The 23354-nt window shown below is 48.9% G+C and carries 23 protein-coding genes and 1 pseudogene; 21 read left to right on the forward strand and 3 right to left on the reverse strand.

Annotated features, from left to right (window positions below):
- The first annotated feature begins 52 nt into the window (after positions 1-52).
- On the forward strand, positions 53-1873 hold the full coding sequence (locus AC5JLP_RS15960; RefSeq protein WP_496068917.1) for an AAA family ATPase: 1821 nt from the start codon (positions 53-55) through the stop codon (positions 1871-1873).
- Between the two features lie 115 nt (positions 1874-1988).
- Positions 1989-2258 (forward strand): hypothetical protein, encoded by a 270-nt coding sequence (locus AC5JLP_RS15965; protein ID WP_496068918.1) that lies wholly within the window; start codon positions 1989-1991, stop codon positions 2256-2258.
- A 166-nt stretch (positions 2259-2424) separates the two neighbouring features.
- On the opposite strand, the gene AC5JLP_RS15970 is transcribed toward AC5JLP_RS15965, so the two are convergent.
- On the reverse strand, positions 2425-3174 hold the full coding sequence (locus AC5JLP_RS15970; protein ID WP_496068919.1) for a hypothetical protein: 750 nt from the start codon (positions 3172-3174) through the stop codon (positions 2425-2427).
- Between the two features lie 502 nt (positions 3175-3676).
- Positions 3677-4195: a peptide-methionine (R)-S-oxide reductase MsrB gene (gene msrB, locus AC5JLP_RS15975; protein ID WP_496068920.1), complete on the reverse strand. Its 519-nt coding sequence runs from the start codon at positions 4193-4195 to the stop codon at positions 3677-3679.
- Positions 4196-5169: 974 nt separating this feature from the next.
- On the opposite strand from msrB, the gene AC5JLP_RS15980 reads away from it, so the two are divergent.
- The 19 genes from AC5JLP_RS15980 (at position 5170) to AC5JLP_RS16070 (ending at position 23030) form a co-directional block, all read left to right on the forward strand.
- Complete coding sequence (locus AC5JLP_RS15980) at positions 5170-5397, forward strand: DUF2997 domain-containing protein (protein WP_496068921.1); 228 nt, start codon at positions 5170-5172, stop codon at positions 5395-5397.
- Positions 5398-5401: 4 nt separating this feature from the next.
- Positions 5402-6040 (forward strand): hypothetical protein, encoded by a 639-nt coding sequence (locus tag AC5JLP_RS15985; RefSeq protein WP_496068922.1) that lies wholly within the window; start codon positions 5402-5404, stop codon positions 6038-6040.
- Complete coding sequence (locus AC5JLP_RS15990; protein ID WP_496068923.1) at positions 6037-7614, forward strand: Hsp70 family protein; 1578 nt, start codon at positions 6037-6039, stop codon at positions 7612-7614. Before AC5JLP_RS15985 ends, AC5JLP_RS15990 begins: the two co-directional genes overlap by 4 nt.
- A gap of 69 nt (positions 7615-7683) precedes the next feature.
- The gene (locus AC5JLP_RS15995) at positions 7684-8940 is read left to right on the forward strand and encodes a WD40 repeat domain-containing protein (RefSeq protein ID WP_496068924.1); all 1257 of its coding nucleotides are present in this window, start codon (positions 7684-7686) and stop codon (positions 8938-8940) included.
- Between the two features lie 216 nt (positions 8941-9156).
- Positions 9157-10428, forward strand: a complete 1272-nt coding sequence (locus AC5JLP_RS16000; protein ID WP_496068925.1) for an STM4015 family protein — start codon at positions 9157-9159, stop codon at positions 10426-10428.
- Positions 10429-10508: 80 nt separating this feature from the next.
- On the forward strand, positions 10509-11126 hold the full coding sequence (locus AC5JLP_RS16005; RefSeq protein ID WP_496068926.1) for an RpnC/YadD family protein: 618 nt from the start codon (positions 10509-10511) through the stop codon (positions 11124-11126).
- A 23-nt stretch (positions 11127-11149) separates the two neighbouring features.
- Complete coding sequence (locus tag AC5JLP_RS16010) at positions 11150-11410, forward strand: hypothetical protein (RefSeq protein ID WP_496068927.1); 261 nt, start codon at positions 11150-11152, stop codon at positions 11408-11410.
- Between the two features lie 11 nt (positions 11411-11421).
- A complete protein-coding gene (locus AC5JLP_RS16015) occupies positions 11422-12585 on the forward strand; it encodes an STM4014 family protein (RefSeq protein ID WP_496068928.1) in 1164 nt (387 codons plus the stop codon).
- A gap of 98 nt (positions 12586-12683) precedes the next feature.
- On the forward strand, positions 12684-13565 hold the full coding sequence (locus AC5JLP_RS16020; protein ID WP_496068929.1) for an STM4013/SEN3800 family hydrolase: 882 nt from the start codon (positions 12684-12686) through the stop codon (positions 13563-13565).
- Between the two features lie 172 nt (positions 13566-13737).
- Positions 13738-14463, forward strand: a complete 726-nt coding sequence (locus tag AC5JLP_RS16025) for a hypothetical protein (protein WP_496068930.1) — start codon at positions 13738-13740, stop codon at positions 14461-14463.
- A gap of 27 nt (positions 14464-14490) precedes the next feature.
- On the forward strand, positions 14491-15813 hold the full coding sequence (locus AC5JLP_RS16030) for an STM4012 family radical SAM protein (RefSeq protein WP_496068931.1): 1323 nt from the start codon (positions 14491-14493) through the stop codon (positions 15811-15813).
- A gap of 35 nt (positions 15814-15848) precedes the next feature.
- Positions 15849-16814, forward strand: a complete 966-nt coding sequence (locus AC5JLP_RS16035; protein WP_496068932.1) for an STM4011 family radical SAM protein — start codon at positions 15849-15851, stop codon at positions 16812-16814.
- Between the two features lie 10 nt (positions 16815-16824).
- Positions 16825-17775: a hypothetical protein gene (locus AC5JLP_RS16040; protein ID WP_496068933.1), complete on the forward strand. Its 951-nt coding sequence runs from the start codon at positions 16825-16827 to the stop codon at positions 17773-17775.
- A gap of 4 nt (positions 17776-17779) precedes the next feature.
- Positions 17780-18688, forward strand: coding sequence for a hypothetical protein (locus tag AC5JLP_RS16045; RefSeq protein WP_496068934.1), 909 nt, complete (start codon positions 17780-17782; stop codon positions 18686-18688).
- 12 nt (positions 18689-18700) lie between these two features.
- The gene (locus AC5JLP_RS16050; RefSeq protein WP_496068935.1) at positions 18701-19606 is read left to right on the forward strand and encodes a hypothetical protein; all 906 of its coding nucleotides are present in this window, start codon (positions 18701-18703) and stop codon (positions 19604-19606) included.
- A 14-nt stretch (positions 19607-19620) separates the two neighbouring features.
- Complete coding sequence (locus AC5JLP_RS16055; RefSeq protein WP_496068936.1) at positions 19621-20475, forward strand: hypothetical protein; 855 nt, start codon at positions 19621-19623, stop codon at positions 20473-20475.
- 12 nt (positions 20476-20487) lie between these two features.
- Positions 20488-21291 carry a hypothetical protein gene (locus AC5JLP_RS16060; protein ID WP_496068937.1) on the forward strand — a complete coding sequence of 268 codons (804 nt, stop codon included), beginning with the start codon at positions 20488-20490 and terminating at the stop codon, positions 21289-21291.
- A gap of 33 nt (positions 21292-21324) precedes the next feature.
- A complete protein-coding gene (locus AC5JLP_RS16065; RefSeq protein WP_496068938.1) occupies positions 21325-22041 on the forward strand; it encodes a hypothetical protein in 717 nt (238 codons plus the stop codon).
- Between the two features lie 23 nt (positions 22042-22064).
- Positions 22065-23030, forward strand: a complete 966-nt coding sequence (locus AC5JLP_RS16070) for a WD40 repeat domain-containing protein (protein ID WP_496068939.1) — start codon at positions 22065-22067, stop codon at positions 23028-23030.
- A gap of 87 nt (positions 23031-23117) precedes the next feature.
- Here the strand turns inward: AC5JLP_RS16070 and AC5JLP_RS16075 are convergent.
- Positions 23118-23300: pseudogene (locus tag AC5JLP_RS16075) on the reverse strand (IS630-like element ISAcma32 family transposase); the annotation flags it as partial.
- Positions 23301-23354: the final 54 nt, after the last annotated feature.

The raw sequence follows: 23354 nt of genomic DNA on the forward strand, positions 1-23354 counted from the left end.
CAGACTACCCACAACAAGACAGCAGCTATCCTGCAACGGTCAGGAGGATCAGATGAGCGACCTATTTAAAGGCTTTGAGCAACTGTTAGAACTGGCGAAAGCCTTGGAAGAAAAAGCAGAGGCGGGCGAACTAAAAACAAACATTCAAGTGAATGCCCGCAGTATGAGCAGTATTCCCCGACAGGGCAATATTCCCAGTAGCATGGGGGTGAGCCGAATGCGGACGGATGCTGGTGGGGCAGGGGGAGCAGAGGACGTGCCTGTGACGCCGCCAGATGACCATAGCGGCACGTCGGCTCCGCTCAGTGAGGTGGGTGGCCTTTCTGAGGTGCTGAAAGAATTACGGGAACTGGTAGAAATTCCCCTTAAGCGTCCCGATTTGCTGGCAAAACTGGGTCTAGAGCCACCGCGTGGTGTGCTGCTGGTGGGGCCACCGGGTACAGGGAAAACGCTGACAGCACGAGGTCTGGCGCAAGAATTAGGCGTGAACTATATTGCGATCGTCGGCCCTGAAGTGATGGGCAAATACTATGGAGAAGCAGAGGCTCGACTGCGTGGCATCTTTGAGAAAGCAGCAAAAGCGGCTCCCTGCATCGTGTTTATTGACGAGATTGACAGTCTCGCGCCCGATCGTAGCAAGGTAGAAGGCGAGGTCGAAAAGCGGCTAGTGGCGCAGCTACTGGGCTTGATGGATGGCTTTGCCAAAACCAATGGCGTGATTATTCTGGCTGCCACTAATCGTCCGGATCATCTTGATCCCGCCTTGCGTCGTCCGGGGCGGTTCGATCGCGAAGTGCAGTTCCGCGTACCCGATCGCAACGGTCGGCTGGAAATTCTCACCATTCTCACTCGCACGATGCCGCTGGATGCCTCTGTTGATTTGGCGATCGTGGCTGATTTGACTGTCGGTATGGTTGGCGCAGACCTAAAAGCCGTTTGTCAGAAAGCCGCTTACAGCGCCCTGCGTCGTCAGGTGCCGTCTCTACAAGGTGTGGTGCCAGAGAACATGACGCTGAGTCAGGCAGACTTTCTCCAGGCGCTTAAAGAGGTGAAGCCTTCGGTGCTGCGATCGGTCGAAGTTGAGTCGCCTAACGTGCCCTGGGAGGAAATCGGCGGCTTGGAGGAGATCAAGCGCACGCTGCAAGAATCGGTGGAAGGTGCTTTGCTTTATCCCGAACTCTACCAGCGCACCGGAGCCAAAGCGCCACGGGGCATTTTGCTGTGGGGGCCACCAGGGACGGGTAAAACGCTTTTAGCAAAAGCCGTGGCCTCGCAGGCAAGAGCCAATTTCATCGCTGTAAATGGGCCTGAACTGTTGAGCCGTTGGGTCGGAGCTGCGGAACAGGAAGTGCGTGAGTTATTTGCTAAAGCAAGGCAGGCGGCTCCCTGTGTGGTCTTTATCGACGAAATCGATACGCTGGTGCCCGTGCGTGGCAAGTTTAACGGCGATTCAGGCGTGAGCGATCGCGTAGTTGGACAACTCTTGACCGAGTTGGATGGGCTTCAGGGCTGTCTCAACGTACTGCTGATTGGCGCAACGAATCGCCCGGATGCGATCGACCCTGCCTTACTCCGTGCTGGACGGTTAGACCTTCAACTCAAAGTGGATCTACCCGATCGACAAACCCGGCTGGCAATTCTTAAGGTTCATAACGACGATCGCCCCTTGTCATCCGTAGATCTAACTAACTGGGCAACCCAAACCGAAGGGTGGAATGGGGCAGATTTGGCGCTTCTCAGCAATCAAGCGGCTCTAGAAGCCATTCGGCGCTACCGAGCCGCAGGTTCCACTGATCCATCCAGTATCCACATATTTACGGATGACTTTCTGGCAGCATACCAATTACTGTCAAAACAACGTCAGTCAGTTTAGTGTTCTCGGTTGATGATTTCTGTTGATGATTCTCCATGCGTCCCCTTGGTTCTGATTTTCTGAGTCAAGGGGAATGCTTTTTAAATGACGTTCCTCTTAGCGATTCCTGCTTCTAATGCTTTCTGAACAGACACCCGATCCCGTTCGCCAACATGCGCTTGCTGCGTTAACCGCCACATTCATTACGCAAGGGCACCCTACAGAGTACGCCACTCATATGGCGACTGCCGCAATTTTTCAAACTGACTTAGAGCTGCGCAATGCTCAGTTAACCCATCTCTTAGGATGGCTCAAGCAAGAACATGATGCTGTCTACCAGGACGCGATCGTCCTTTTAGAACGGACTCGTGAAGAATTTGAGCGACGGTTACAAACGGGCGGTTAGTGGCTCACTCCTTGAGTACCCTACCCCTGTTTGCAACGCTAGATTCAGTATCACTACTTAGCACGTTGGGCGGGAAGCTGCTGACGCCTCTCACCCTTCGCAGCAAGCTACAGCACTCAGCGCTAATTCGCGCTTGTGTAGAACGGGTATAAAAGCTCAACGACGTTTAGGAACCGATATACAGCCCACGTCCTGGACTCTTCCACTTACCCTTGGTCTTACCAACCGACAAAATATTGCTAAGCGAACTCTTTGCCCGCTGGTACGGTTCACCAGACAAGCCAGTATACAACTGATCCATAATGGCATCTGTATTTAGTGGCTCTTTAGCATCCGCCAAGATCTGACCAACTGCATCGGTCATTGACTTGTTTTGAAAGCTGGACTGCAAAAATTGCTGGAACCCAGAGTCAGCACCTTTACCTGATTCACTGACAGATCGTGGGGGTCGCCCTGGTTTCTTAGGTTGAGTCGCGGTTGCCCTTGTCGTCGTTTTTGCGGCACTGACCTTGCCAGCGGTGGGTGGCTTTCCACTAGGCTTGGATGAAGTCGTATTGCTTGCTTGTCGCTGCTTACCCCGTTTGGGCGGAGCGGTTGGAGTCTGCACAGATTCGACTGAACGATTGCCGTTCGTTTCAACAAGAGCGGCAGGTACAGATGGAGTTATCTGTCCGCTGGTTGGTTCAATCTCTATAGCGGCGGTGGAAGCCGTTTGGGGGGCGAGTAACCCTAACCCAACGGCTTCGGATAACAAGTGATCAATCCCTTGAAGCTGAATGGTTTTCTGCTGAACTTGTCCATTCATCCATTGAAGTTCGTGACTCAAGTGTTCTTTCACTTTCTGCAATGATTCTACAAAGGTGATCGCTTCCTCTTTCGCTAACGTTTGCAGATAAGAAACATAAGAATTAGCCACAACAAAATTCCTACAGGTTAATTTTTCTCATCTTACTCTACACTTCCATCATCGAAGCATCGATCAGTAAATGACTTTTTAGCGCTTTTCGTTGGGTGTTTGCTGGTCAACCCTGGCTTCGCAACAGAAAGATTGCTGTTGGAATGAGTTGGTAACGAGGGGTTGGGATGAACCGTTCGATCGTTGAAATTCCCAGCATCTGCGGCTAAAGCATAGACTTTTAGCTAAATGGATTGTCCGAGATCTTTGAAGACGATGAAAAGCTACCTGTATCGTAAGCTAAGCGTTTTTAGTGATGGATTGAAGACATGAAAGCGCCTTCAGTAAAACCAAAGGCGCTTTCATGCTGCTAGCTTTCTGTCGGAATAACCAACATGAATCGGTTATCACAGGATTGGTTTGTGGGTATGGCGTCGCTTGAACAAGGCGTAGTGTGGCAGCAGCTTGGATAAAGAGCTACGGGTTTATCAATCAGAGCCAATGGCTGCAACATCATTTGGATTTAGGCTTGCGCTGGCACAAACTTCATCGCCACGCCATTCATGCAGTAACGTTTACCTGTTGGCTGAGGCCCATCGTCAAAGACATGCCCTAAATGCCCACCGCAGCGATGACAATGGACTTCTACACGAGTCATGAAGAAGGAAGTGTCGATCGTGGTGTCAATGGCTCCCACGATCGGCTCATAAAAGCTCGGCCAACCTGTTCCACTATCAAACTTTGTCTCTGATGTGAACAGCGGCAAATCACACGCTGCACAGGCAAATGTTCCCCTACCGTGTTGCTTGTTGAGTGGGCTGGAACCGGGCAGCTCCGTGCCCTCTTGACGTAGCACTTGAAATTGTTCTGGGGTCAAGAGCTTGCGCCATTCCTGTTCTGTTTTGGTAATTTCAAAGCGACTGTGGATTGGTTTCGGACTTGCGGCTGCCATCTCTTGTTTTGACCTTCCAGGAAAATGGTGTGATAGCCAAACAGTGCCAACCATAGCTGTCCCAGCCCATAAAAAATAGCGTCTTTTCATGTTTCCTTTGCCAGTGAATTCAACTGTGGAGTGGTTTACTCGGCTAAAGCTCATCATGCGTGACGCATCTGAATACTGGGTGAACGCTACCTTAAAGATTGCTAAGTTTTTTAATAAGCGTCAACAAGTTGGGACAATAAGCTGCTACAGCCATAGTCGTAGGATGTATTAGATATCGCCGTAACGCTCCCTTAATCTTTGTTTCGGCGCGTGATGCTGTTGCTGACTACAACTGATGTCAGATCTTTGATTGCTGCGTTGATAAGAACTGGGAGTTGCGACTAATCTGCCTCTCAGTGCCAATTCTGAAGGAACTAGATGCTCAAAGCTTTCTAGAGATCTTTGGCAGATAAGAAAGAGAGATTGAGTGGGTGCACCCAGTTTTGCAAGGTTTTAAAGCCTACTCTTCGAGGAGCAAGCGATGGCATATAAGCAAAGGATGAGGGCTACAAACGTGGGATGCAATCAATGTAGGTTGCAATTTATGGCTAACGGTGCGAATCCTCTTTTAACAGGTGCAAACTCCTTTCAGTCCTTTGAATAGGGTTTATGGCTGTTAGCCCACACTTCTAGTGCAGGCAGGCAAGGCTCTCTAAAAGAGTAGCCAGCCAGGTTGAGACACGTCCCAACCTGGCTTTGAGACACATCAAAGGCGCGGTCTTTGCGCTCTCGCTACTTCTCATAAGGTATACCAACAGCTATATTGTGGAGAGCCTTGGAAGCTTGGTTTCCCAAAAATTGGAACCAGGGGGCGGGTTTGGTTGTAACTCATCGCGTTGAAGCCATTCAATGACTAAATTGGGTATTCTATCTTCTGTATGAGGTGCAACAGTTAGTCGATCCATTATGTAAGGCATCACCACTCCTAGCTTCACATGCTTGAAAAAGGAGAACCTATCTGCCTTTAGCGGCTTTGGCAGTAGCATGGCACATGGCATAGTCTTAGCAACCTTAGAATCAGTTGAGTGAACGCGATGGCAGAGTATCAAAAGATTGAGTATCGCATTGGTAAAGACGGAAAAGTGACTGAAACGGTGCTCAATGGCAAGGGCGAAACCTGCATGTTGGCAACCGAAGGTTTGGAGCGATCGCTCGGCGAAGTCGAATCGCGCGAGTTGTTGCCGGAATACTCCGACAATGACGAGAACGCGGTCGGCATTGATGCCGTAACGGAACAATCACAAACGCTCCAGCAAGGTTAGCCCAATGGACACGGCATGGATTTTGAGCGAGGGATTGATCACCGCGATCGCTGGCTTGGGTGTGCTGTATTGGCGATCGCAGCGTAACGCTCAAGCTACTCAGTTGGCACTTCAGCATGAGTTAGAAACGCTCAAACAAACGTCTCAACAAATCCAGCAAGATCTGGAGCAACGCTTGCAGGAGACGACCGAAACCTTGCAAACGACGCAGCGAGAGAAGGCAGCGTTAGAAGATCAGGTGGAAGCCCTGAAGCAACAGTGTTTTCGCCTTCGTAGTTCTTTGGAACAGCAGGCAACCCAGGTGCAGCAAGATACTCAAGCAGCCGCTTTTGGGCAAGTGCAGGCATTGCTGACTCAATATCCCACCGTGCGACGCATGGTGGAGGGTAAGCCCGATTTGCCTGCTCGTAATGTCGTAGCCATGTTTACGACCCTGGATAATCTGGTTCAGTCCTGGGGCTATCAAACGATCGGCAGTCCGTGGGCATCCGTGGCGTATGATCCCCAACTGCATCAGGGAGACACTGCCGATCTTCAGCCTGGAGAGGCGATCTACATTCGGTTTGTGGGCTACCGTCAGGGCGATCGCATTCTCATTCCCGCCAAAGTCAGCCGCACGTTGCCTTTAGGAGCTACCGCATGACTGCCGTTGCGATCGACTTTGGCACGAGTAATACCGTGGTCAGCATTCTGCAACCCGATACCCAGGCACCCGAAACGCTCCGGTTTTCCAGTTTGTCGCGACTCTTCAGCCTTACGAGTAGTCTCAACGGGACAGAGGACGTTGCGGTTGTACCCAGCCTGGTTTATGTGCGGGGGGCAGATGATTTGGTGTTGGGAGAGCTGGTGCGATCGCAGCGCTTGGGCTTGCAGCAACCCCAACGGTTTTTCCGCACCTTCAAACGAGACTTAGCCACCGATTTTCAGCCGCCTGCCCGCACGCTGGATGGACAGATTTACGATGCGGCGAGTGTCGCTATTGAGTTTCTGGCGCAGATCTGGTTGGCGATCCGATCGCTCCAGATTGAACCGTCGCTGCTGATCTTCACGGTGCCTGTGGGAGCCTTTGAGCGCTACCTCAACTGGTTTCAAGATCTGGCGCTTAAATTGGGCTTTCCTGAGGTGAAATTCGTCGATGAATCCACCGCTGCTGCCCTGGGCTATGCGGTACAGCGACCGGGTTCTACCGTGCTGGTGGCAGACTTTGGGGGCGGTACGCTGGATCTCAGTCTGGTTCGCACCGCTGCAATGGCAACCGGACAGGAGATTTTGCGCGCCGAGGTGGTGGCTAAGGCAGATAGCTACGTTGGTGGTGAAGACATCGATCGCTGGATTGTGGACGATTACTTGCAGCAGATCGGCACGCCGCGCGAATCGCTGGGGGAAGTGGGCTGGCAGAATTTGCTGGCGATCGCGGAACAACTCAAAATTCGTCTCTCCAGCCACGACGAGGCGAAAGAAAGCTGGTTTGATGAAGACCAACTGATGTACCACGATCTGAGCCTGAGCCGATCGCGCTTTGAATCTCTGCTAGAGAATCGCCAATTGCTTGAACAACTGCGACAGGCGATCGATGAAGTGCTGACGCTGGGTTTTCGTAAGGGAATCCAAAAAACAGAGATTGATCAGGTCTTGCTGGTCGGTGGAAGCTGCCAAATCCAAGCAATTCAGCAACTGTTCATTTCTTACTTTGGGCGGCAGCGAGTCCAGCTTCACAAACCCTTTGAAGCCGTCGCTCATGGGGCACTGGCGCTAACCCAAATTGCCGGACTAGAAGATTATTTGCGTCATGGCTATGCCATTCGGCTGTGGGAACCTTACTCCCGCGCCTACAGCTACTTTTCGCTGTTTGAACCGGGAACCAAATATCCTGCTCAACGGGCAGAACCACTGATGCTGCAAGCGGCGTTAGAAGGACAAACCGAAATTCGGCTAGATATTGGCGAAGTGGCATATGTAAACGAAGCCGAAGTGACCTATGACGCACAGGGACGCATGAGCAGCGCTCCTCTACGGCAGCAAGAAGCCTACCGCTCGCTCGAACGCAATCACGAACAGGTCTGCATGGCACGGCTAGACCCACCCGGACAACTGGGCATCGATCGCCTCGCCGTCCAGTTTGAAGTCACCGAACACCGAATTTTGGTGGCAACGGTGCGCGATTTGTTAACGGGAACAATGCTGGTGGAACGAGAGGCGATCGCGAAGTTAAATTAGAGCAAAATGATACAGAAGATGAGCGAATTGCATAATCAACCAATAAATCAGGCTTTTGCTTGAACCAAAATGACCGACCATTTTAGCCAACCCAAGCAAAACGACGCTGTACTAGGGGGGCAAGTGCCGCCTACAGGTGTGGTTTTGGGAGGACTGGAAGGCATTAAGCAACGGTTATCAAGTGGTGTTTGGGAGCAGCAAATCGCAGCCGCTGCAAACGCATCTCAATACGGTGAAGCAGGGCTAAATTTACTTCTGCAAGCTCTCATCCAAAAAGAGTCGAGACAATTGCGATGGGCAGCTTATGGGGAACTGCTTCAGAGAACAGAACCTGCGATCGCAGATGCCGTTTCTCAATACAACCCCTATCGCTCCTTTCAGCATCTCTTCACCTTTGATGGAAGCACTTTTGGCTATCAAAATATTGCCTTTACCCCAGATTCACAACAGCTTGTAAGCCACAACGCTGACACACTAAACGTTTGGGACTTGAACACCGGAAAGCTCCTACTGTCGTCTCAAGGCGAAGGCGAGCGAGGCATACACGGGTTCATCTTTTGTAGAGCGATCGCGATCAGTCCTGATGGACAAACCTGTTACCTCGCATACTCAGACAACCAGATTCGGATCAAGCATTTGATCACTGGGCAAACCATTGAAACGTTGCAAGTCGAAACCTTGGGAAGATATGAAGCTAGTCTAACGTCGATCGCGATCAGCCCAGATGAGCAAACATTGTTGGTTGGAACCAAGGATGACAGAGTAAAAGCTTTGGATTTGAAAGAAAAGCGATCGCGCTCTTTTGACCGTTTTGAGAGGATGCCGCACAGCATAGAAGCTGTCAAAGTTAGCCCCGACGGGCAATGGGTACTGATTAATGACACTCTTTTCTCAGCGGCAGGAGAACGGATCCGTAAACAGGATATTTTCTGCCACGCCGTCTACTTCAGTCCAGATGGAAAGACCATTGCTGGTGTAGGTACAAAGAGTATTGTTTACCAGTGGAGCCTTCAAACCGGGGACGTGCTCAACACGATAGAGCTACCCGCCAACGCATACATTCGCCCTGTCGGTGCTCGCAATGACTATATTCCAGGTGCTCGCAGTGCCGCCTTTAGCCCGGATGGACAAACTCTGGCTACAACCTATCATTCCGGTCAAATCAAGCTATGGAACTGGCAAACAAGAAATCTTCTCCACTCACTAGAAGGACACGGTCTTGTTTATATTACATCCACTGTTTTCAGCCCCAATGGACAATTTTTAGCGACGGGTGCAAACGACACGATTCAGGTTTGGGGACTTCCTTCAGAAGCGAATGATTGAAGAGCACTGAGTACAATCAGGAAGTAGAAAGTGCTGGAGGTCGATCGTGCCAGTTACGATTTGCGACTGAATTATGCCCGCTTAATGTCCTTCACCTGCTCTCCAGAAGCCGACCAGTAATGGCTGGATGCGCTCTTAACCTTACTGAAGGATACTAAATGATGTTGAGTTAGCATCTTGGGGAACTCTACAAAAAATCTGCCGTATTGGATCTCTATGACCCACTCAAACTCCGAGCCTCACTCCTCAGATGCCGTTCTGGGAGGGCAAAATCCCGCACCAACTCAGGGCGCAATTCTTGGCGGCGTTGAAGGGATTCAGCAAAAACTTGGTAATCCTGATCTCACGATTCGCTTAGAAGCTCTCGATCAAGCCTGGGGCTATGGTAAGGCAGGACGAGCTTGTCTAGAACAGGCACTGAGCGATCGCTCCAAAACGGTTCGGCGACGCGCCCGTTGGCTCTTGCGACAACCCGAAGGCACCCAAACACTGCCACCCTCTTCCCCTCAATGGAACTTGACCGAACGGTTAACTGGCTATCGGTATAACCATGTCACTCACTTTGCCAATCGAACGGTTCATGAGGGGGGCGTACAGGGCGATGCGTTGCTAAATCCGTCACAGCTTGCCTATGCCTTTCGCTGTGATTATGATGAAACGCAGGATGTCATGAGCGATCGCCTCAACGACTTGCTCAATACGCAAGAGCCAGAGCAAATTGAAGCGTTGGTATTTGGCACATGGGATGACGGAGAAGGGATCTGTACGGGAGATACGTCGTCGCAAGAGTTTGTAGGACGCTTGGTAGCGCTAAGCGATCGCCTGCCCAACCTAAAAGCTCTATTCATCGGCGATATCACTTCTGAGGAGTGTGAGATTTCCTGGCTGATGCAAAGCGATATGAGTCCAATCTTGCAGGCATATCCGCAATTAGAACTGCTGCAAGTGCGGGGCGGCATGGGCTTACAGTTCACATCAGCAGAAAATGCCGTCCATGAGTATTTGAAAGCACTCATTGTCGAAACTGGGGGCTTAAGCCGAGAAACGGTACAGCAAATTTATGCCTGGGATTTTCCAGCACTGGAGCATTTGGAACTCTGGTTCGGCAGCGAAAACTATGGCGGCGACTGCTGGGAACAGGATCTAGCACCGATCTTAGATGAGTTGATCTTTCCCGGTTTAACTTATCTGGGTTTACGCAATAGCCAGTTTACCAATGACTTGATTGAGCGATTGGTGCGATCGCCCCTGCTGGCTGGACTGCAAGTGCTCGACCTATCAATGGGCACCCTCACCGATGAAGGAGCCGCCAAACTACTGGAGTGTGACGCCATTCGAGATCTGGAAATCCTCAATGTTTCAGAGAGCTATCTTTCGGGAGCTATGATTGATCAGTTGCAATCTTTAGGCATTCAGGTCATTGCAGACGAGCAACGCACGGAAGAATACGAGGAGTATGAAGAACGCTATTGCGCGGTTTCCGAGTAGTTCGTGTTACCCGTCTCAGTTCCCTTCGCTCTCAGAATCTCTCTGAAAGCACGACTGAGGCAGTAATTTTTAGCAAGCCGATGACTGAGCAACAGGATGAATTTGATAGCCCCTGGAAAGATATTCTGGAGGTTTATTTTCAAGACTTCATGCAGTTTTTCTTTCCCCAGATTCACGCCGACATTGACTGGAATCGAGGCTATGACTTTCTGGATCAGGAGTTACGACAGGTCGTGCGGGATGCGGAACTGGGTAAACGGCTGGTTGATAAACTTGTGAAAGTCTGGAAACTCAGTGGTGAGGAGACCTGGGTGTTAGCGCATATTGAGATCCAAAACCAGGAAGAGAGTCGCTTCAGCGATCGGATGTTTGTGTACTACTACCGTTTACGCGATCGGTATAAGCAGCGAATTGCAAGTTTAGCCATTCTAGGAGATGAGCGAACAACCTGGCGACCGCAACCGTTTCGGGAAGAACTTTGGGGCTGTGAAGCAACCTTTCGGTTTCCCATCATCAAGCTGCTGGATTATGCATCCCGCTGGTCTGAGTTGGAAGTCAGTCAGAATCCCTTTGCCCTTGCGGTCATGGCGCATCTCAAAACAAAGGAGACTCGTAACGATGCGGTCAGCCGCAAGGAATGGAAGTTTAGGTTGACACACGACTCTATGAGCAAGGCTATGAGCGGCAAGATATACTGAACTTATTCCGGTTTCTGGACTGGATGATGGAGTTGCCGGAAGGTTTGAAACAGGCGTTTCGGGTTGAACTTGAGCAGTATGAGCAGGAGAAACAAATGCCTTACGTCACCTCGATCGAGCAGATGGGAAGAGAAGAAGGAAGAGAAGAAGGAAGAGAAGAAGAGCGACGATCGCTGGCTCTAAAAATGCTTCAGGAGAACATTCCACTGGAAACGATCGTTCGCATTACTGAATTTACAACTGCTGAGCTTCAACAACTCCAAGCCCGTCACCAGCAGGAATAAACTGAAACGGCATGAGCCATTGCTCCAGACTCAAGTTTGTTCTCATCGCCAATCCTGAAACTCGCCGAGTGGCACTTTTCCAACAAGCGCTCACTCGATTGGGCTTACCAACGGCTACACTGGTGCCCTATGAGGAACTGCTAGCAGGGCGGTGTTCCTTAAGCGAATGGGAGGCTCCGAATCTCTGGTTTCGCTTTGATGCCCCAGAGCGAAATTTTACGGTCGATCGCGCGTTGATTGCGGCAGGAGCGAACGTCGATGATACAGGTCAGCATCAGCGGATTGGGGCGATCAACGCTTCCCATCTACCCGCAGATAAGGGGCGCATTCTCTATCCTCGTCAATGGTATTTGGGTTGGCGGCAGCAGTTGCAAAACTGGGCAGAACAAATACAGGGCAGCGTTTTCAATCATCCAGAAGACATCATCACGATGTTTGACAAGGTGCAGTGTCAGCGCCTTTTAGCGAAGCACAAGATTCCAACTCCGCGATCGCTGAATTCAGATGCTGCCATTCTCAGTTACGAGCATTTGGTGGAACAAATGAATGTACAGGACTGTCAGCGAGTGTTCGTGAAACTGGCACATGGCTCGTCTGCCTCTGGAGTCGTTGCCTACGAGCGACGCGGAACTTCAGAACGAGCCACTACCACCGTTGAGCGGGTGACGGAAGCGGGAGACATGCGATTTTATAACTCCCGCAAAATTCGTCAGTATTCTAACCCCAATGAAATTGCCGATATCATCAATTTTTTACTCAATGAGTCGGCGCAGGTCGAAGCGTGGATGCCCAAAGCACGGCTGGAAGGACGAGAATTTGATGCGCGGGTGGTTGTGATTGGTGGCAAAGCGCGGCAGGTGGTTTTGCGTGTGGGAAATAGTCCCATGACCAACTTACACTTGGGGAACGATCGACGTGACGTTTCTGCTTTACCAAAGGCATTATCAGTCGATCACTGGCACGAGATGCTGCACACCTGTGAACGTGCTGCTGCCTGTTTCCCACGCAGCTTTTACTGTGGCATTGACTTGTTAATTGCGCCCAATTTGCGTGATCACTATATTTTGGAACTGAATGCGTTTGGTGATTTGCTTCAGGGGATTACGTGGCAAGGATGGGATACTTATACCACCGAGCTTGCCATGCTGTTGGAACAGGAAGGAGTTGAGTTTTGAGTTTTGGGTTTTGGATTTTGGATTTTGAGTTTTGCTAGAGAGTTTTGAGTTGGAGCAAATTAGACTGCAAATGCTAAATTACGAATTTCAAACCAAACATGCCTGACTTTCAATATACTGAATGGCATACTCCGAATTCCGAATTCCGAATTCTGAATTACAACACGATCGTCGGTACCCATGACATCATCTTTCTCACCTTCGATACGTTACGTTATGATGTCGCTCAATCGTTATGGGAGGCAGGACGCACCCCTAATTTAGCTGCACTTCTGCCCGACACTGGCTGGGAAATGCGCCATTCTCCCGGTAGCTTTACCTATGCGGCTCACCACGCCTTTTTCGCGGGGTTTTTGCCCACACCGATCGCGCCTGGCAACCATTCCCGTCCCTTTGCACTTCAGTTTGAAGGCAGCACCACGATCGCGCCGGAAACCTGTGTTCTCAATGGCGCAAGTCTTCCAGAAGGGTTAGCAGACCGGGGCTACCGCACCATTTGTATTGGCGGTGTTGGGTTTTTCAATCAATGCAATCCGCTTGGAAAGGTTTTACCCGGATTGTTTCAAGAGCAGTATTGGAGTCCGGCATTGGGTGTCACCGATCGCAATTCCACCGCTCACCAGGTTGCGTTAGCGTGCGATCGCCTCAATCATCTTCCCCAAGACCAGCGCGTTTTCCTCTTTATTAATCTTTCTGCGCTCCATCAACCCAATTATTTCTATCTCCCTGGAGCGATCGCCGATTCCATTGAAACTCACGCGGCTGCCCTGGAATACATTGATCGTGCGCTCGTGCCGCTCTGGAAAACGTTATACGATCGTGCTCCCACTTTCGGCATCCTCTGCTCCGATCACGGCACCACTTACGGCGAAGATGGCTACACCGGACATCGACTTGCCCATCCTAACGTTTGGACAGTTCCCTATGCCGAAATTTTGATTGAATCAGAGCAATTCCACTGCACTGAAGTACAGCGGTAAGAAGCTAGAATGACGTTGCTGAAAAGCAGTATGAATCGAACGAAATTTCAAGCATACAGCACCTTTTTCATACTCAGAATCAACAACACTGATAGAATTTATCCTCTGGGAAAATTGGGAATACTAGAAGTAGCATACCGCGAACGTTTACCAAAGCTGAAGCCGCACATTTATGTCAAACGAACACTCAGAAAATCAAGCATCCGCTGAAAAGTTACTGCAAACTATGCAATCGCTCTATGGGCAGCCGCACATCTTTCAACAGGTGGATTGCAAAACCTTCCACAACCTGAATCAGGCATTTTATCGGCAGTCCCAAAAAGCGCTGGAGAAATTAGGGTTCCGCCAGATCGCAGATATTGAAGATGTAACCGTTAGCCGCACTAATCCTGCTCATCGCACATTCATCCGGGTTCTACTGAGTGGCGATCGCACCACTGTAGGGGCGTGCTACCAATTTCCCCTATCCTGGCTGGTGAGGCTGTTTCAATGGTTTGGGCTAGCACCAAAAGGGGGTAAAGCGATCGATTTTGAAACTGAGTTGTCGAATAGCAGTTTCCTGATTACATCAAACACTCTGGAAATGGATACAACAGCAGATATACCGAACGTTCAACGTCAACAACTTCCTCATAACACCCCAATAGAGCCGCTTCTCAGGCGTCATCGAGAAAAATTGCGGGTGCTGGGTAAACAAGGTATTCAACCGCTGAAGATGAATAGCTATCAGGACATTGAAGCGGCCCAGCATCGATTGCAAGCTATTAAGAATAACTATCGTGCCTCTGTTGGCTTTGTAACCGATGCGGATATTGATCAAACGGCAACCGATCGTCAACAACAAGCGGCTGAAACATTAAAACAAGCCGTGCGAGATGTGCAAACCTCAGCCGAGTAAACCAAGTTAGCCCTACCCCTTCTTCCCATGCCCACCCTCTCTCCCCCGCCCCTACTTAACCAATCGCCCTACCAAACTTACGTTTACTCCTATCCTCACAAAACAGCATACCTCCCCTTCCCGGTACGATCGCTCGCTGATATCTGGTCACCGGAGAAACGGGATGCTCTGTTTTTGTACATCCACGTTCCGTTCTGTGAGATGCGCTGTGGCTTTTGCAATCTTTTTACAACCGTCAATCATCATGATGAGTTTGTCAATCAGTATGTGAACACGGTGCAGAGGCAAGCAGAGCGCGTGAAAACCGCACTGGGAGCGGTGCAATTTGCCCGTTTCGCGTTAGGGGGTGGGACGCCAACTCAACTCTCAATCGCTGCATTGGAAACCATTCTCAATGTGGCAGAAGACACAATGGGTGCCAATCTTAAAAACATTCCCATTTCGGTGGAAGTGTCGCCCGAAACAGCAACGGCGGAGAAGTTACGGCTCTTGCGCGATCGCCACGTTGATCGGATCAGCATTGGAGTGCAAAGCTTTGTTGATCAAGAAGTGTTGGCAACCCAGCGCCGCCAAACCTCTACTCAAGTGCAGGCTGCTCTGACACGCATTCGGGATCTGGGCTTTCCCACGCTCAATCTAGACTTGATCTACGGGTTACCTGGACAAACCGTAGACACATGGCTACATTCCATCCGCACTGCCCTTCAATTTCAACCCGAAGAGATTTATCTTTACCCACTTTATGTGCGTCCGTTGACTGGCTTAGGGTTGACGGATCGAGAATGGGATGACGTGCGGTTACAATGCTATCGGGCGGGACGAGCTTTGCTGCATGCAGAAGGCTATACTCAAATCTCAATGCGGATGTTCCGCGCCAACTATACCGCTACCACATCTGGCCCCGTTTATTGCTGTCAGGCAGATGGCATGGTTGGCTTAGGCTGCGGAGCACGTTCCTATACCCGATCGCTGCATTACTCCAATGAATATGCTGTCAATGCCAAAGAGGTGCGTCACATTCTGGAACACTATGTGACTCGTGAGGATGCCGACTTTGACATAGCAAGTTACGGCTTTGAACTCCACCGTGAGGAACAACAGCGTCGTTTCCTGCTACTCTCCCTGCTATCCAATGAAGGACTAAGTTTAACCAGCTACCGCGATCGCTTCCACACAGAACCTTTAGCCGATTTTCCGCCGCTTCAGCAGCTCCTGGATTGGCATCTAGCCAGCCAGCGAGCCGATTTACTCTTGTTAACCGAAGCAGGGATTGAGAGATCGGATGCGATCGGTCCCTGGCTCTTTTCCCATCAGGTTCACTCGCTCATGACGCAATATGCATTGAAATAACCAGGGAGTAGGGAGTAGGGAATAGGGAGTAGGGAATGATGAATTTTGAATTAAACCGTCATTTCCCTCCTAACCCATTTATCCTTCATCGTTCATCGTTCATCCTTCACCCCTCATCCCTCATCCCTCCCCTCATGCACCTCACCATTCTTTATCGTGGTCCATTAGTAAGCTGCAACTATGGTTGCGAATATTGTCCTTTTGCGAAACGACAACAAACGGCTGCTGAGTTGGCAGTTGATCGCCAGTCCCTAGAAAAATTTGCCGCCTGGATTGCTGATCATCCGCAGCATGAGTTCTCGATTCTGTTTACACCCTGGGGCGAAGCGTTGATTCATTCCTGGTATCAGCAAACGCTGGCTCAGTTGTCCCATCTGCCGCAGGTGCGGAAGGTGGCAATTCAAACGAATCTATCGTGTTCGCTTGATTGGATTGAGCAGACAAATCCCGATCGCCTTGCACTGTGGACAACGTTCCATCCCGAATGGTCAAAGCTGGATCAGTTTTTAGAAAAGTGCAACTATTTGCAGCATTATGGCATTCGCTTTAGCGTTGGTGTTGTTGGCTTTCTACAATTTAGAGAAGCAATGACTACATTACGTCAACGGCTGCCCCAATCCATTTATCTCTGGATTAATGCAGTAAAAGCAGCATTGCCTCAACTCACCCCAGACGATCGCGCTTTTTTTCAATCGATTGATCCGCTGTATGAACTGAACACTCATCACTATCTCAGTCTGGGCAAAGCTTGTAGAGCCGGAGCATCAGTCATTTCAGTGGATGGTGAAGGCACCATGCGGCGCTGTCATTTTATCAAGGACGCGATCGGCAATCTCTATGATCCAGCCTTTGAAACTGCTCTGGTGGAACGACCCTGCACCAACGAAACCTGCCATTGCCACATTGGGTATGTGCATTTAGATTACCTGGAGTTAGACAAAGTGTTTGGCATGGGCATTCTAGAACGAGTGCCGATCGCCCATCAAATGCCATCACCTTAAAGGATCTTCTATGACGCAACCCTCTACTCCCAACGCTCAGGATCTTGTTCTGGGTGGGCAGTTTCCCCCTCCGTTCAGTGGTGCCGTGTTGGGCGGTTTGGCTGGACTGGAACACCGCTTTAACCAGGCAGACATCACCCAGAAGTTGGCAGCACTGGCAGAAGCCGCAACCTATGGGGAGAGTGCTTTACCGCTAATTCAGCGGGGATTGCAGGATGACAATTTGCAGGTTCGCATGGCTGCCTACTTGCCGCTCAAGTCTCTTAAACCAAACGATCTCGAATTAAAGCGTGGATTGCCATTGAGAGTTGGCGATCGTATTTATGCCGTATACGAATCATCTGTATCCTTTGGCGATGATCTCTACTATATTCGCGCTCAAATTGACGAGGAAGAGGACGAGGATTATCTGGAAGAGTATCCCCTCTACCACTCCAGTCAAGATTCTGACGGTCACGCTTTTGAATACATATCAGATGCCCCAGAAGACAATCAACGAGATCCTTGTGACGAGGGCTACGATCCGAGTCTGATTGCCTATTATGTTGACCCTTCTGCCGCAGCAGTAAAAGCCCAGATCGTTTATGAGGAGAAGTTTGGCAACCTGGGTTGTGAAATCTATGAGCTTGATTCGTACATTGAAGCAGATGAGGATGATTTGGAGGAAGACGATGAGGACTTTGATGCTGGTGGCATTTCTCAAAGCAACACACCTGCGGGATTTAATTTGAAGGCTTGGGTTGCAGCTAATCAAGTCGTTGTGGATGCGAAGATACCTAAAAATTGGGGAGACGAAGATTGGGCATACGAATTTCAAGTGCTGATGAGTTTGCAGAACCAGAAGCAATTCAGCTTGCTACGAGAACTCTGGCAGCAAAAACGCTACAGACCACTGGCATTTGTTCATGAATATGTAATCGATCGCCCCTACTATCTTCGCCTGACAGCACTGGAAACATAGCATTATGGCTAACGACTCTCAGCCACAGCAAAGCGATCTGGTTTTAGGTGGACACGTACATCCGCCTACCAGTGGAGCCATCTTAGGAGGCATTCAAGGATTACATCAGCGATTAGAAGTTGCTTCACCTGATCAAAAAGTAGAACTGCTACCACAAAGCCTTAGCTACGGTGAAGCTGGAATTGATCTATTAGTAGAAGCTGTGAATGATGCAGTCCTAATTGTTCGGGCAACTGCCTGCCAGTTATTGCAAAAAATTGATTCTCCAAAAGCACAGCAAGCGATCGCTGATGGATTATTGCTCAATCCGGGCGATCGCATTTACACTGTGTACGAATCCTATCTTGGCTATAACGACTGCTGGTATTATCTAGCCGATTCTGTAGAAGAAATTTGTCGCGCCTATGATGGCGTAAATTCGCTCTCTGAGTTTTACAACGAATATCAGCATGGCTTAGTTTCTCAGCATCTTTCTCAAGCTAATGCAGAAATCGCGGCTCAAGTACATCATCAATGGCGAGCTTTAAAGGAAAACATCTCTGATATTGGTCAAAATGAAAGTTTTCGCCTCATTGAGTGGTGTAAAACAAACAATGTTTTGGTGCGCTTACCAGGTGAAAGCCGTTCAGCGTTCGAGCAACGAATCAACAGCTTCTACAGCCTGCAAAATGATTTGAAACTCGGAAAGGAACAACAGTCTATTTGGAAGGAATGGGAGAAAGACGACTACGAAATCGATGACTGGTGGGAAATACAGCGTGATTTGGAGTGTAAGGTTGTGGAAATATTGAAGTCAAGCCAGCAGTACGAGTTGTTGGGGCAGCTTTGGCTGGAAGCGGTTGGTTGTTTAGCGTTTGTTCATGAAGAGATTGTGACCGCGCCAACTTATGTTAAAGTCGTAGAAAATTTATAGTACAATTGTATCATGAGCGCAAATCTTCATCCTGAAAGTACTGATGCAGTCATCGGTGGTCAAGCTCCATCTCCTAATGCCAGTGTGGTTTTGGGTGGCATGGAAGGATTGCAACAACGTTTTATGGCTGGCAATTTGGAACAGCGATCGCACCTCCTCACGGCTGCCCTAGCCTATGGCGAAGCGGGCGTAGAATGGCTCATCACGACACTGAACAGCGATCCAGTCTTAACGATTCGGGCAACAGCCTATCAACAGTTGCAGCAGGCAATCGCTGAACCAACCACAACGGTTAAAAAAGTGCAGCAGACGATCGCCAAAGGCATTCCCCTCAAGAAGGGCGATCGACTTTACAGGGTATATATTTCGGCGATCGACTACGACGATGAATATTACACCCTCTTAGACTCTGTACAGGCATATGAAGCGCATGATTTCTGTTATGACGGAGAACTGCTGTATCCAGTAGAGCGCTATTTTTTTCGAGAGCAAGCTGAAACCATTGCCCAAGACCTGCATCGAGTTTTTTTAGCAAATGGAGATTTTGCAACATTTAATCAGCGTCATCAACTTAATCTCAATCCTCGAAACTATCATCTAAGAGATATTGCAGGCGATTTATGTAGCTTCTATCGCAACTTTAATCAATCCATTAGAGATTGGTGTACAGCGCACAACATTAGTATTGATCTGAGTGACTATGTTGATGAAGATATTCCTGAAGACGATGATCAGGGCGAGTACTGGTGGGAGGCACAGGAGGAAGTGTTGCAGCAGCTTCAGAGTCAGCGAAATTACCCGCTTTTAGAGGAATTCTGCAATTTGATTGGCATGGGCAAATTTACCTTTGTCCATGAAGAAAACGTTGATCGCGATGGCTACTTCCCCGTCACGGGAACCCTTACCGCAAGAGCGTGAGCTGGTGAAACCACATGGCAGAACAATCCAAACAACCCCAAGCTACGGATGTCATTCTGGGTGGTCAAGTTGCCCCACCTGTCACAGGAGCGGTTCTGGGTGGACAGGAAGGCTTGCAACAGCGGTTTCTGCATCTTGACACAGAACAGAAACTTGCCGTCATGCCAAAGATTGCAGAGCTTGGAGAACCGGGGATTGATTTACTGATTACGATTCTAAATGATGATGCGATCGCGGTTCGCTTACAGGCATACCAAGCCTTACAGGACATCGATTCTGAGAAAGCAAAAAGCGCGATCGTGGCAGGTATTCCCTTGAAGCCCAATGACACCCTCTATTGCATCTATGAAATTCCTGTTGGATACGATGACGAAACATTCTATCGCTGTGATTCCATCCCTGAAGACATTCATCCAGCAGGAGATTACACAGATGTTGTCGAACGTCCTCTAGTTGCAGAAATTAATTGGGATTCATTAGATTCAGAGGCATTTGATGCACTTATGGAGGAAACGGAAAATCCCAGGCTGATCTCACGACATCTGCGAAGAGAAAAAGCAGAGGAGATAGCAGAGCTAATCCATGAGAGGCTCATCCTTGATCGTGATACCCCTAACCTGTTTGAATTTGAATGGGTTCGCACGATGAAATTTGATGTGAATGGTTGGCGTGCTAACAATGGCTTGCCTTTGCAACAACAAGAGGACGATTGGTGGGAAATGGGATGTCAACTGGTTAAGGAACTCAAAGCACAGCAGCAGATTGAGCTACTGAGCAAGCTTTGGAAGGATACCGCAGGTGCATTGGCAGTCGTTCATGAGCAAACTATCAAGCGCAATGGTTATTTCAAAGTCACCCGATCGCTCTAAATCTCCAACTTTATGGAACACCCTCAAGTAACCGATGGCATTTTAGGTGGACAAACGCCACCACCCATTAATAGCGCCACGCTGGGTGGTATTGAAGGACTCCAGCAGCGGTTGACGATCGCACCACCCGAACAGCGATCGCAACTTCTCAGCACTGCACTGAGCTATGGTGAAGCAGGCATTGATTTACTGATTGCTACTCTAAATAATGATCCTGTTCTAACAGTTCGAGCAACGGCGTATCAACTGCTGCAATCGATAGACTCAGAAAAAGCAAAAGCAGCGATCGCAAATGGTATTTTATTGAGTCCGGGCGATCTGGTCTACAGCGTCTTTAAATCAGCCATTCAGTTTAATGATGAGTTTTTTAGTCTAGATCCTGAATATCAGAATCTAGATTTTTTAGATGAAATCAATTGGTTAGAACTCGGTCATACCGACTATGAAGACTTTTGTAGAAATGGACGGGATAACTATAGCGGAGGAGAGATTGGCAGTTACGTTCCTAAACGAGTTGCCCGCTATTTGACTAAAACGGAAGCAGAAGCAGCGGCTGAAAAGCTTCATCAGAAGTTGGTAAGCGAATGGGAATATACAGGCTGTTTTGAAGAAAAGTCAGACTTTGTTTTTAATGAATGGTGTGAAGCAAATCAGGTTCAATACATTGGTGGATACGATTACTGGGATGAACTAAGCGATGAACTGAAGGCAGCAGACAATTACGAATTGCTTGGAAAATTGTGGCGGGATGGTATCGGTAGTTTCGCCTTTGTACAGGAGGAAACCATGAATGAATCTCAATATCTGAAGCTTTAACGACATGGACGCTATTGTTTAGGAGTGGCTTGAATGTTGGGACTTAGTATTACAGCGATCGGGATGCGTTCAATCGATCAATGTCTGGACATCTTCCAAACGTTGCGCGAACCGATGCAGTTGCAGTATTTGGAACTGGCGATCGGGAGTCCCTGTGGGGTAGAAGTTAATTACGGAAATATGCCGTTGATTTTACATGATGCTTGTTTGTATCAGGAGCGAATGCGGTTACGGTTGAATCCGCTCTTACCCAAAACCTGGCAACCCTATGCAGCCTTCATCGCGGATCATGATGTGCGAGCGGTATCGCTTCATCCGCCGTTGCAGCGCGACTGTGAGCGATCGCACCTCGAAACGGCATTGGCGCAAATGGAAAAAACATTGCAGGTACCTGTATTTCTGGAAGTCATGCCCTCACCCGAATACTGGTATTCCAGCCTCGATACGCTTGTGGATTATCCCCTGCTCGTGGACGTGTCGCATGTATTGATCTGGCATCATGGCGATCCAGAGCGAACCCAGGAAACCTGTTTAGCTCTGCTCGAAAACTATCCAGTGGGCGCAATTCACCTGAGCCACAATAACGGTCAGGCAGATGCCCATGATTTGATCCCAGAATCAGTTTGGTTTGGCGATCGCATCTCCCAATGGTCAACTCAATACTTTGTCACCTACGAAAGCTTACCCACCGCTCAGGCAGCTTACGAGCGACTTGATAAACGAGCCAGGAAACCCATTCATTATAAGTAAACGGTTTCAATACTTGAGCGAAAATGACGTTAGATTTCCATACCCTCTTCAAGCACAAACTATCTATCAACTTAGGTCGTCAATGGTCGCATGCCATCAGTCCAGACGGCTGTATTTTAATTACTGGCGGATTAGAAGACCGAACGATTCGCGTTTGGGACTTGCAAACAGGTCAGCAAGTTCGAGCATGGATGATTGCGGAGTTATTTGGTCAGAGTGATGTAGATCGAATTTATTCTCTAGCTGTTAGCTCTGATGGTAAGACATTGATCAGCGGTGGGAGTCTAATTCAAGCCTGGCACATAGATAGCGGTAAAAAAATTCGTACCTTTAAAGGTGGAGGCTGGGCAAATAGATTATCTCTCAGCCCAGATATGACGATTCTTGCTACTGAATTTGATAAGCTCGTTGCCTGGGATTTTCAAACAGGTAAGAAGAGATATAAACTACCTGCTGTTGTTTCTGCTCCGCTCATATTCACTTCAGACAGCCAATACTTAATTAGTGCAGATTATGCGTTGTATAGAACTCGTCCAAAGAGTTGGGAGTACCAAATCAAAGTTTGGGATTTGAAGGCAGGGGTAGTTCTGCGGACTCTTGAGAACACAGGTATTTCAACTGTAATTTGGGGGCTTACTCTGAGTTCTGACGAACGATTACTAGCAGGTGGTAGGATTGATGATATTCGGATTTGGAGTTTTGAGACGGGGCAACAGATTCAAAAAGTTGATAAATTCAAAAATGTTCATCTACATCGACACCTTGATACTGTTTATAGTCTCGTCTTTAGCCCTGATAACAAGACTTTGCTGAGTACTGGGACTGATGGGTTGATCCAAGCTTGGGATGTCGGTACTGGGAGACACATCGGCACAATCCAGGAGCAAAACAATATATTTAAAGTTTCAATGAGCAAGGATGCTCAAACGCTAGTGGGTATTGGTGGAAATGGACATGACATGACTGCTGAAGTGTGGAAAAGAGAATAAGACTCAATACAGTTAGTCAAAATGTCTTGATATTAGTCTACCGCAAGCACGGTCATGCTTCGCTTTTACTCCCTTCCCGGCAAAAGATTATGTAACTGATGAGAAGATAAAGCTGAGCGTTTTTTGTACCTGCTCCGCTGAGAGAAACTGATGGAATTCCAGAAATTGTTCCAACTGCTGCTCAATCTGCTTAAGTGTTGTCCCAATTGGAAGATGATGCAGGAACCGCAAGCGCAGTAAGTGAATCACGTACTCAACCAAGTTCAACTTATTAACCCGGCATCTTAAGAGAATGCAGAGTGAAAGAGGCAATTAGTACAATGG

Source organism: Stenomitos rutilans (assembly GCF_059505485.1).

What these genes read in the sequence shown, in the direction of transcription:
- AC5JLP_RS16025 (WP_496068930.1), top strand. Translation starts at nt 13,738, where the DNA reads ATGTCAAACGAACACTCAGAAAATCAAGCATCCGCTGAAAAGTTACTG.
- AC5JLP_RS16000 (WP_496068925.1), top strand. Translation starts at nt 9,157, where the DNA reads ATGACCCACTCAAACTCCGAGCCTCACTCCTCAGATGCCGTTCTGGGA.
- AC5JLP_RS16045 (WP_496068934.1), top strand. Translation starts at nt 17,780, where the DNA reads ATGGCTAACGACTCTCAGCCACAGCAAAGCGATCTGGTTTTAGGTGGA.
- AC5JLP_RS15995 (WP_496068924.1), top strand. Translation starts at nt 7,684, where the DNA reads ATGACCGACCATTTTAGCCAACCCAAGCAAAACGACGCTGTACTAGGG.
- AC5JLP_RS16005 (WP_496068926.1), top strand. Translation starts at nt 10,509, where the DNA reads ATGACTGAGCAACAGGATGAATTTGATAGCCCCTGGAAAGATATTCTG.
- AC5JLP_RS16060 (WP_496068937.1), top strand. Translation starts at nt 20,488, where the DNA reads ATGGAACACCCTCAAGTAACCGATGGCATTTTAGGTGGACAAACGCCA.
- AC5JLP_RS16065 (WP_496068938.1), top strand. Translation starts at nt 21,325, where the DNA reads ATGTTGGGACTTAGTATTACAGCGATCGGGATGCGTTCAATCGATCAA.
- AC5JLP_RS16020 (WP_496068929.1), top strand. Translation starts at nt 12,684, where the DNA reads ATGCCTGACTTTCAATATACTGAATGGCATACTCCGAATTCCGAATTC.
- AC5JLP_RS15985 (WP_496068922.1), top strand. Translation starts at nt 5,402, where the DNA reads ATGGACACGGCATGGATTTTGAGCGAGGGATTGATCACCGCGATCGCT.
- AC5JLP_RS15965 (WP_496068918.1), top strand. Translation starts at nt 1,989, where the DNA reads ATGCTTTCTGAACAGACACCCGATCCCGTTCGCCAACATGCGCTTGCT.
- AC5JLP_RS16040 (WP_496068933.1), top strand. Translation starts at nt 16,825, where the DNA reads ATGACGCAACCCTCTACTCCCAACGCTCAGGATCTTGTTCTGGGTGGG.
- AC5JLP_RS16055 (WP_496068936.1), top strand. Translation starts at nt 19,621, where the DNA reads ATGGCAGAACAATCCAAACAACCCCAAGCTACGGATGTCATTCTGGGT.
- AC5JLP_RS15960 (WP_496068917.1), top strand. Translation starts at nt 53, where the DNA reads ATGAGCGACCTATTTAAAGGCTTTGAGCAACTGTTAGAACTGGCGAAA.
- AC5JLP_RS16035 (WP_496068932.1), top strand. Translation starts at nt 15,849, where the DNA reads ATGATGAATTTTGAATTAAACCGTCATTTCCCTCCTAACCCATTTATC.
- AC5JLP_RS16010 (WP_496068927.1), top strand. Translation starts at nt 11,150, where the DNA reads ATGATGGAGTTGCCGGAAGGTTTGAAACAGGCGTTTCGGGTTGAACTT.
- AC5JLP_RS16030 (WP_496068931.1), top strand. Translation starts at nt 14,491, where the DNA reads ATGCCCACCCTCTCTCCCCCGCCCCTACTTAACCAATCGCCCTACCAA.
- AC5JLP_RS16015 (WP_496068928.1), top strand. Translation starts at nt 11,422, where the DNA reads ATGAGCCATTGCTCCAGACTCAAGTTTGTTCTCATCGCCAATCCTGAA.
- msrB (WP_496068920.1), bottom strand. Translation starts at nt 4,195, where the DNA reads ATGAAAAGACGCTATTTTTTATGGGCTGGGACAGCTATGGTTGGCACT.
- AC5JLP_RS16070 (WP_496068939.1), top strand. Translation starts at nt 22,065, where the DNA reads ATGACGTTAGATTTCCATACCCTCTTCAAGCACAAACTATCTATCAAC.
- AC5JLP_RS15990 (WP_496068923.1), top strand. Translation starts at nt 6,037, where the DNA reads ATGACTGCCGTTGCGATCGACTTTGGCACGAGTAATACCGTGGTCAGC.
- AC5JLP_RS15980 (WP_496068921.1), top strand. Translation starts at nt 5,170, where the DNA reads ATGGCAGAGTATCAAAAGATTGAGTATCGCATTGGTAAAGACGGAAAA.
- AC5JLP_RS16050 (WP_496068935.1), top strand. Translation starts at nt 18,701, where the DNA reads ATGAGCGCAAATCTTCATCCTGAAAGTACTGATGCAGTCATCGGTGGT.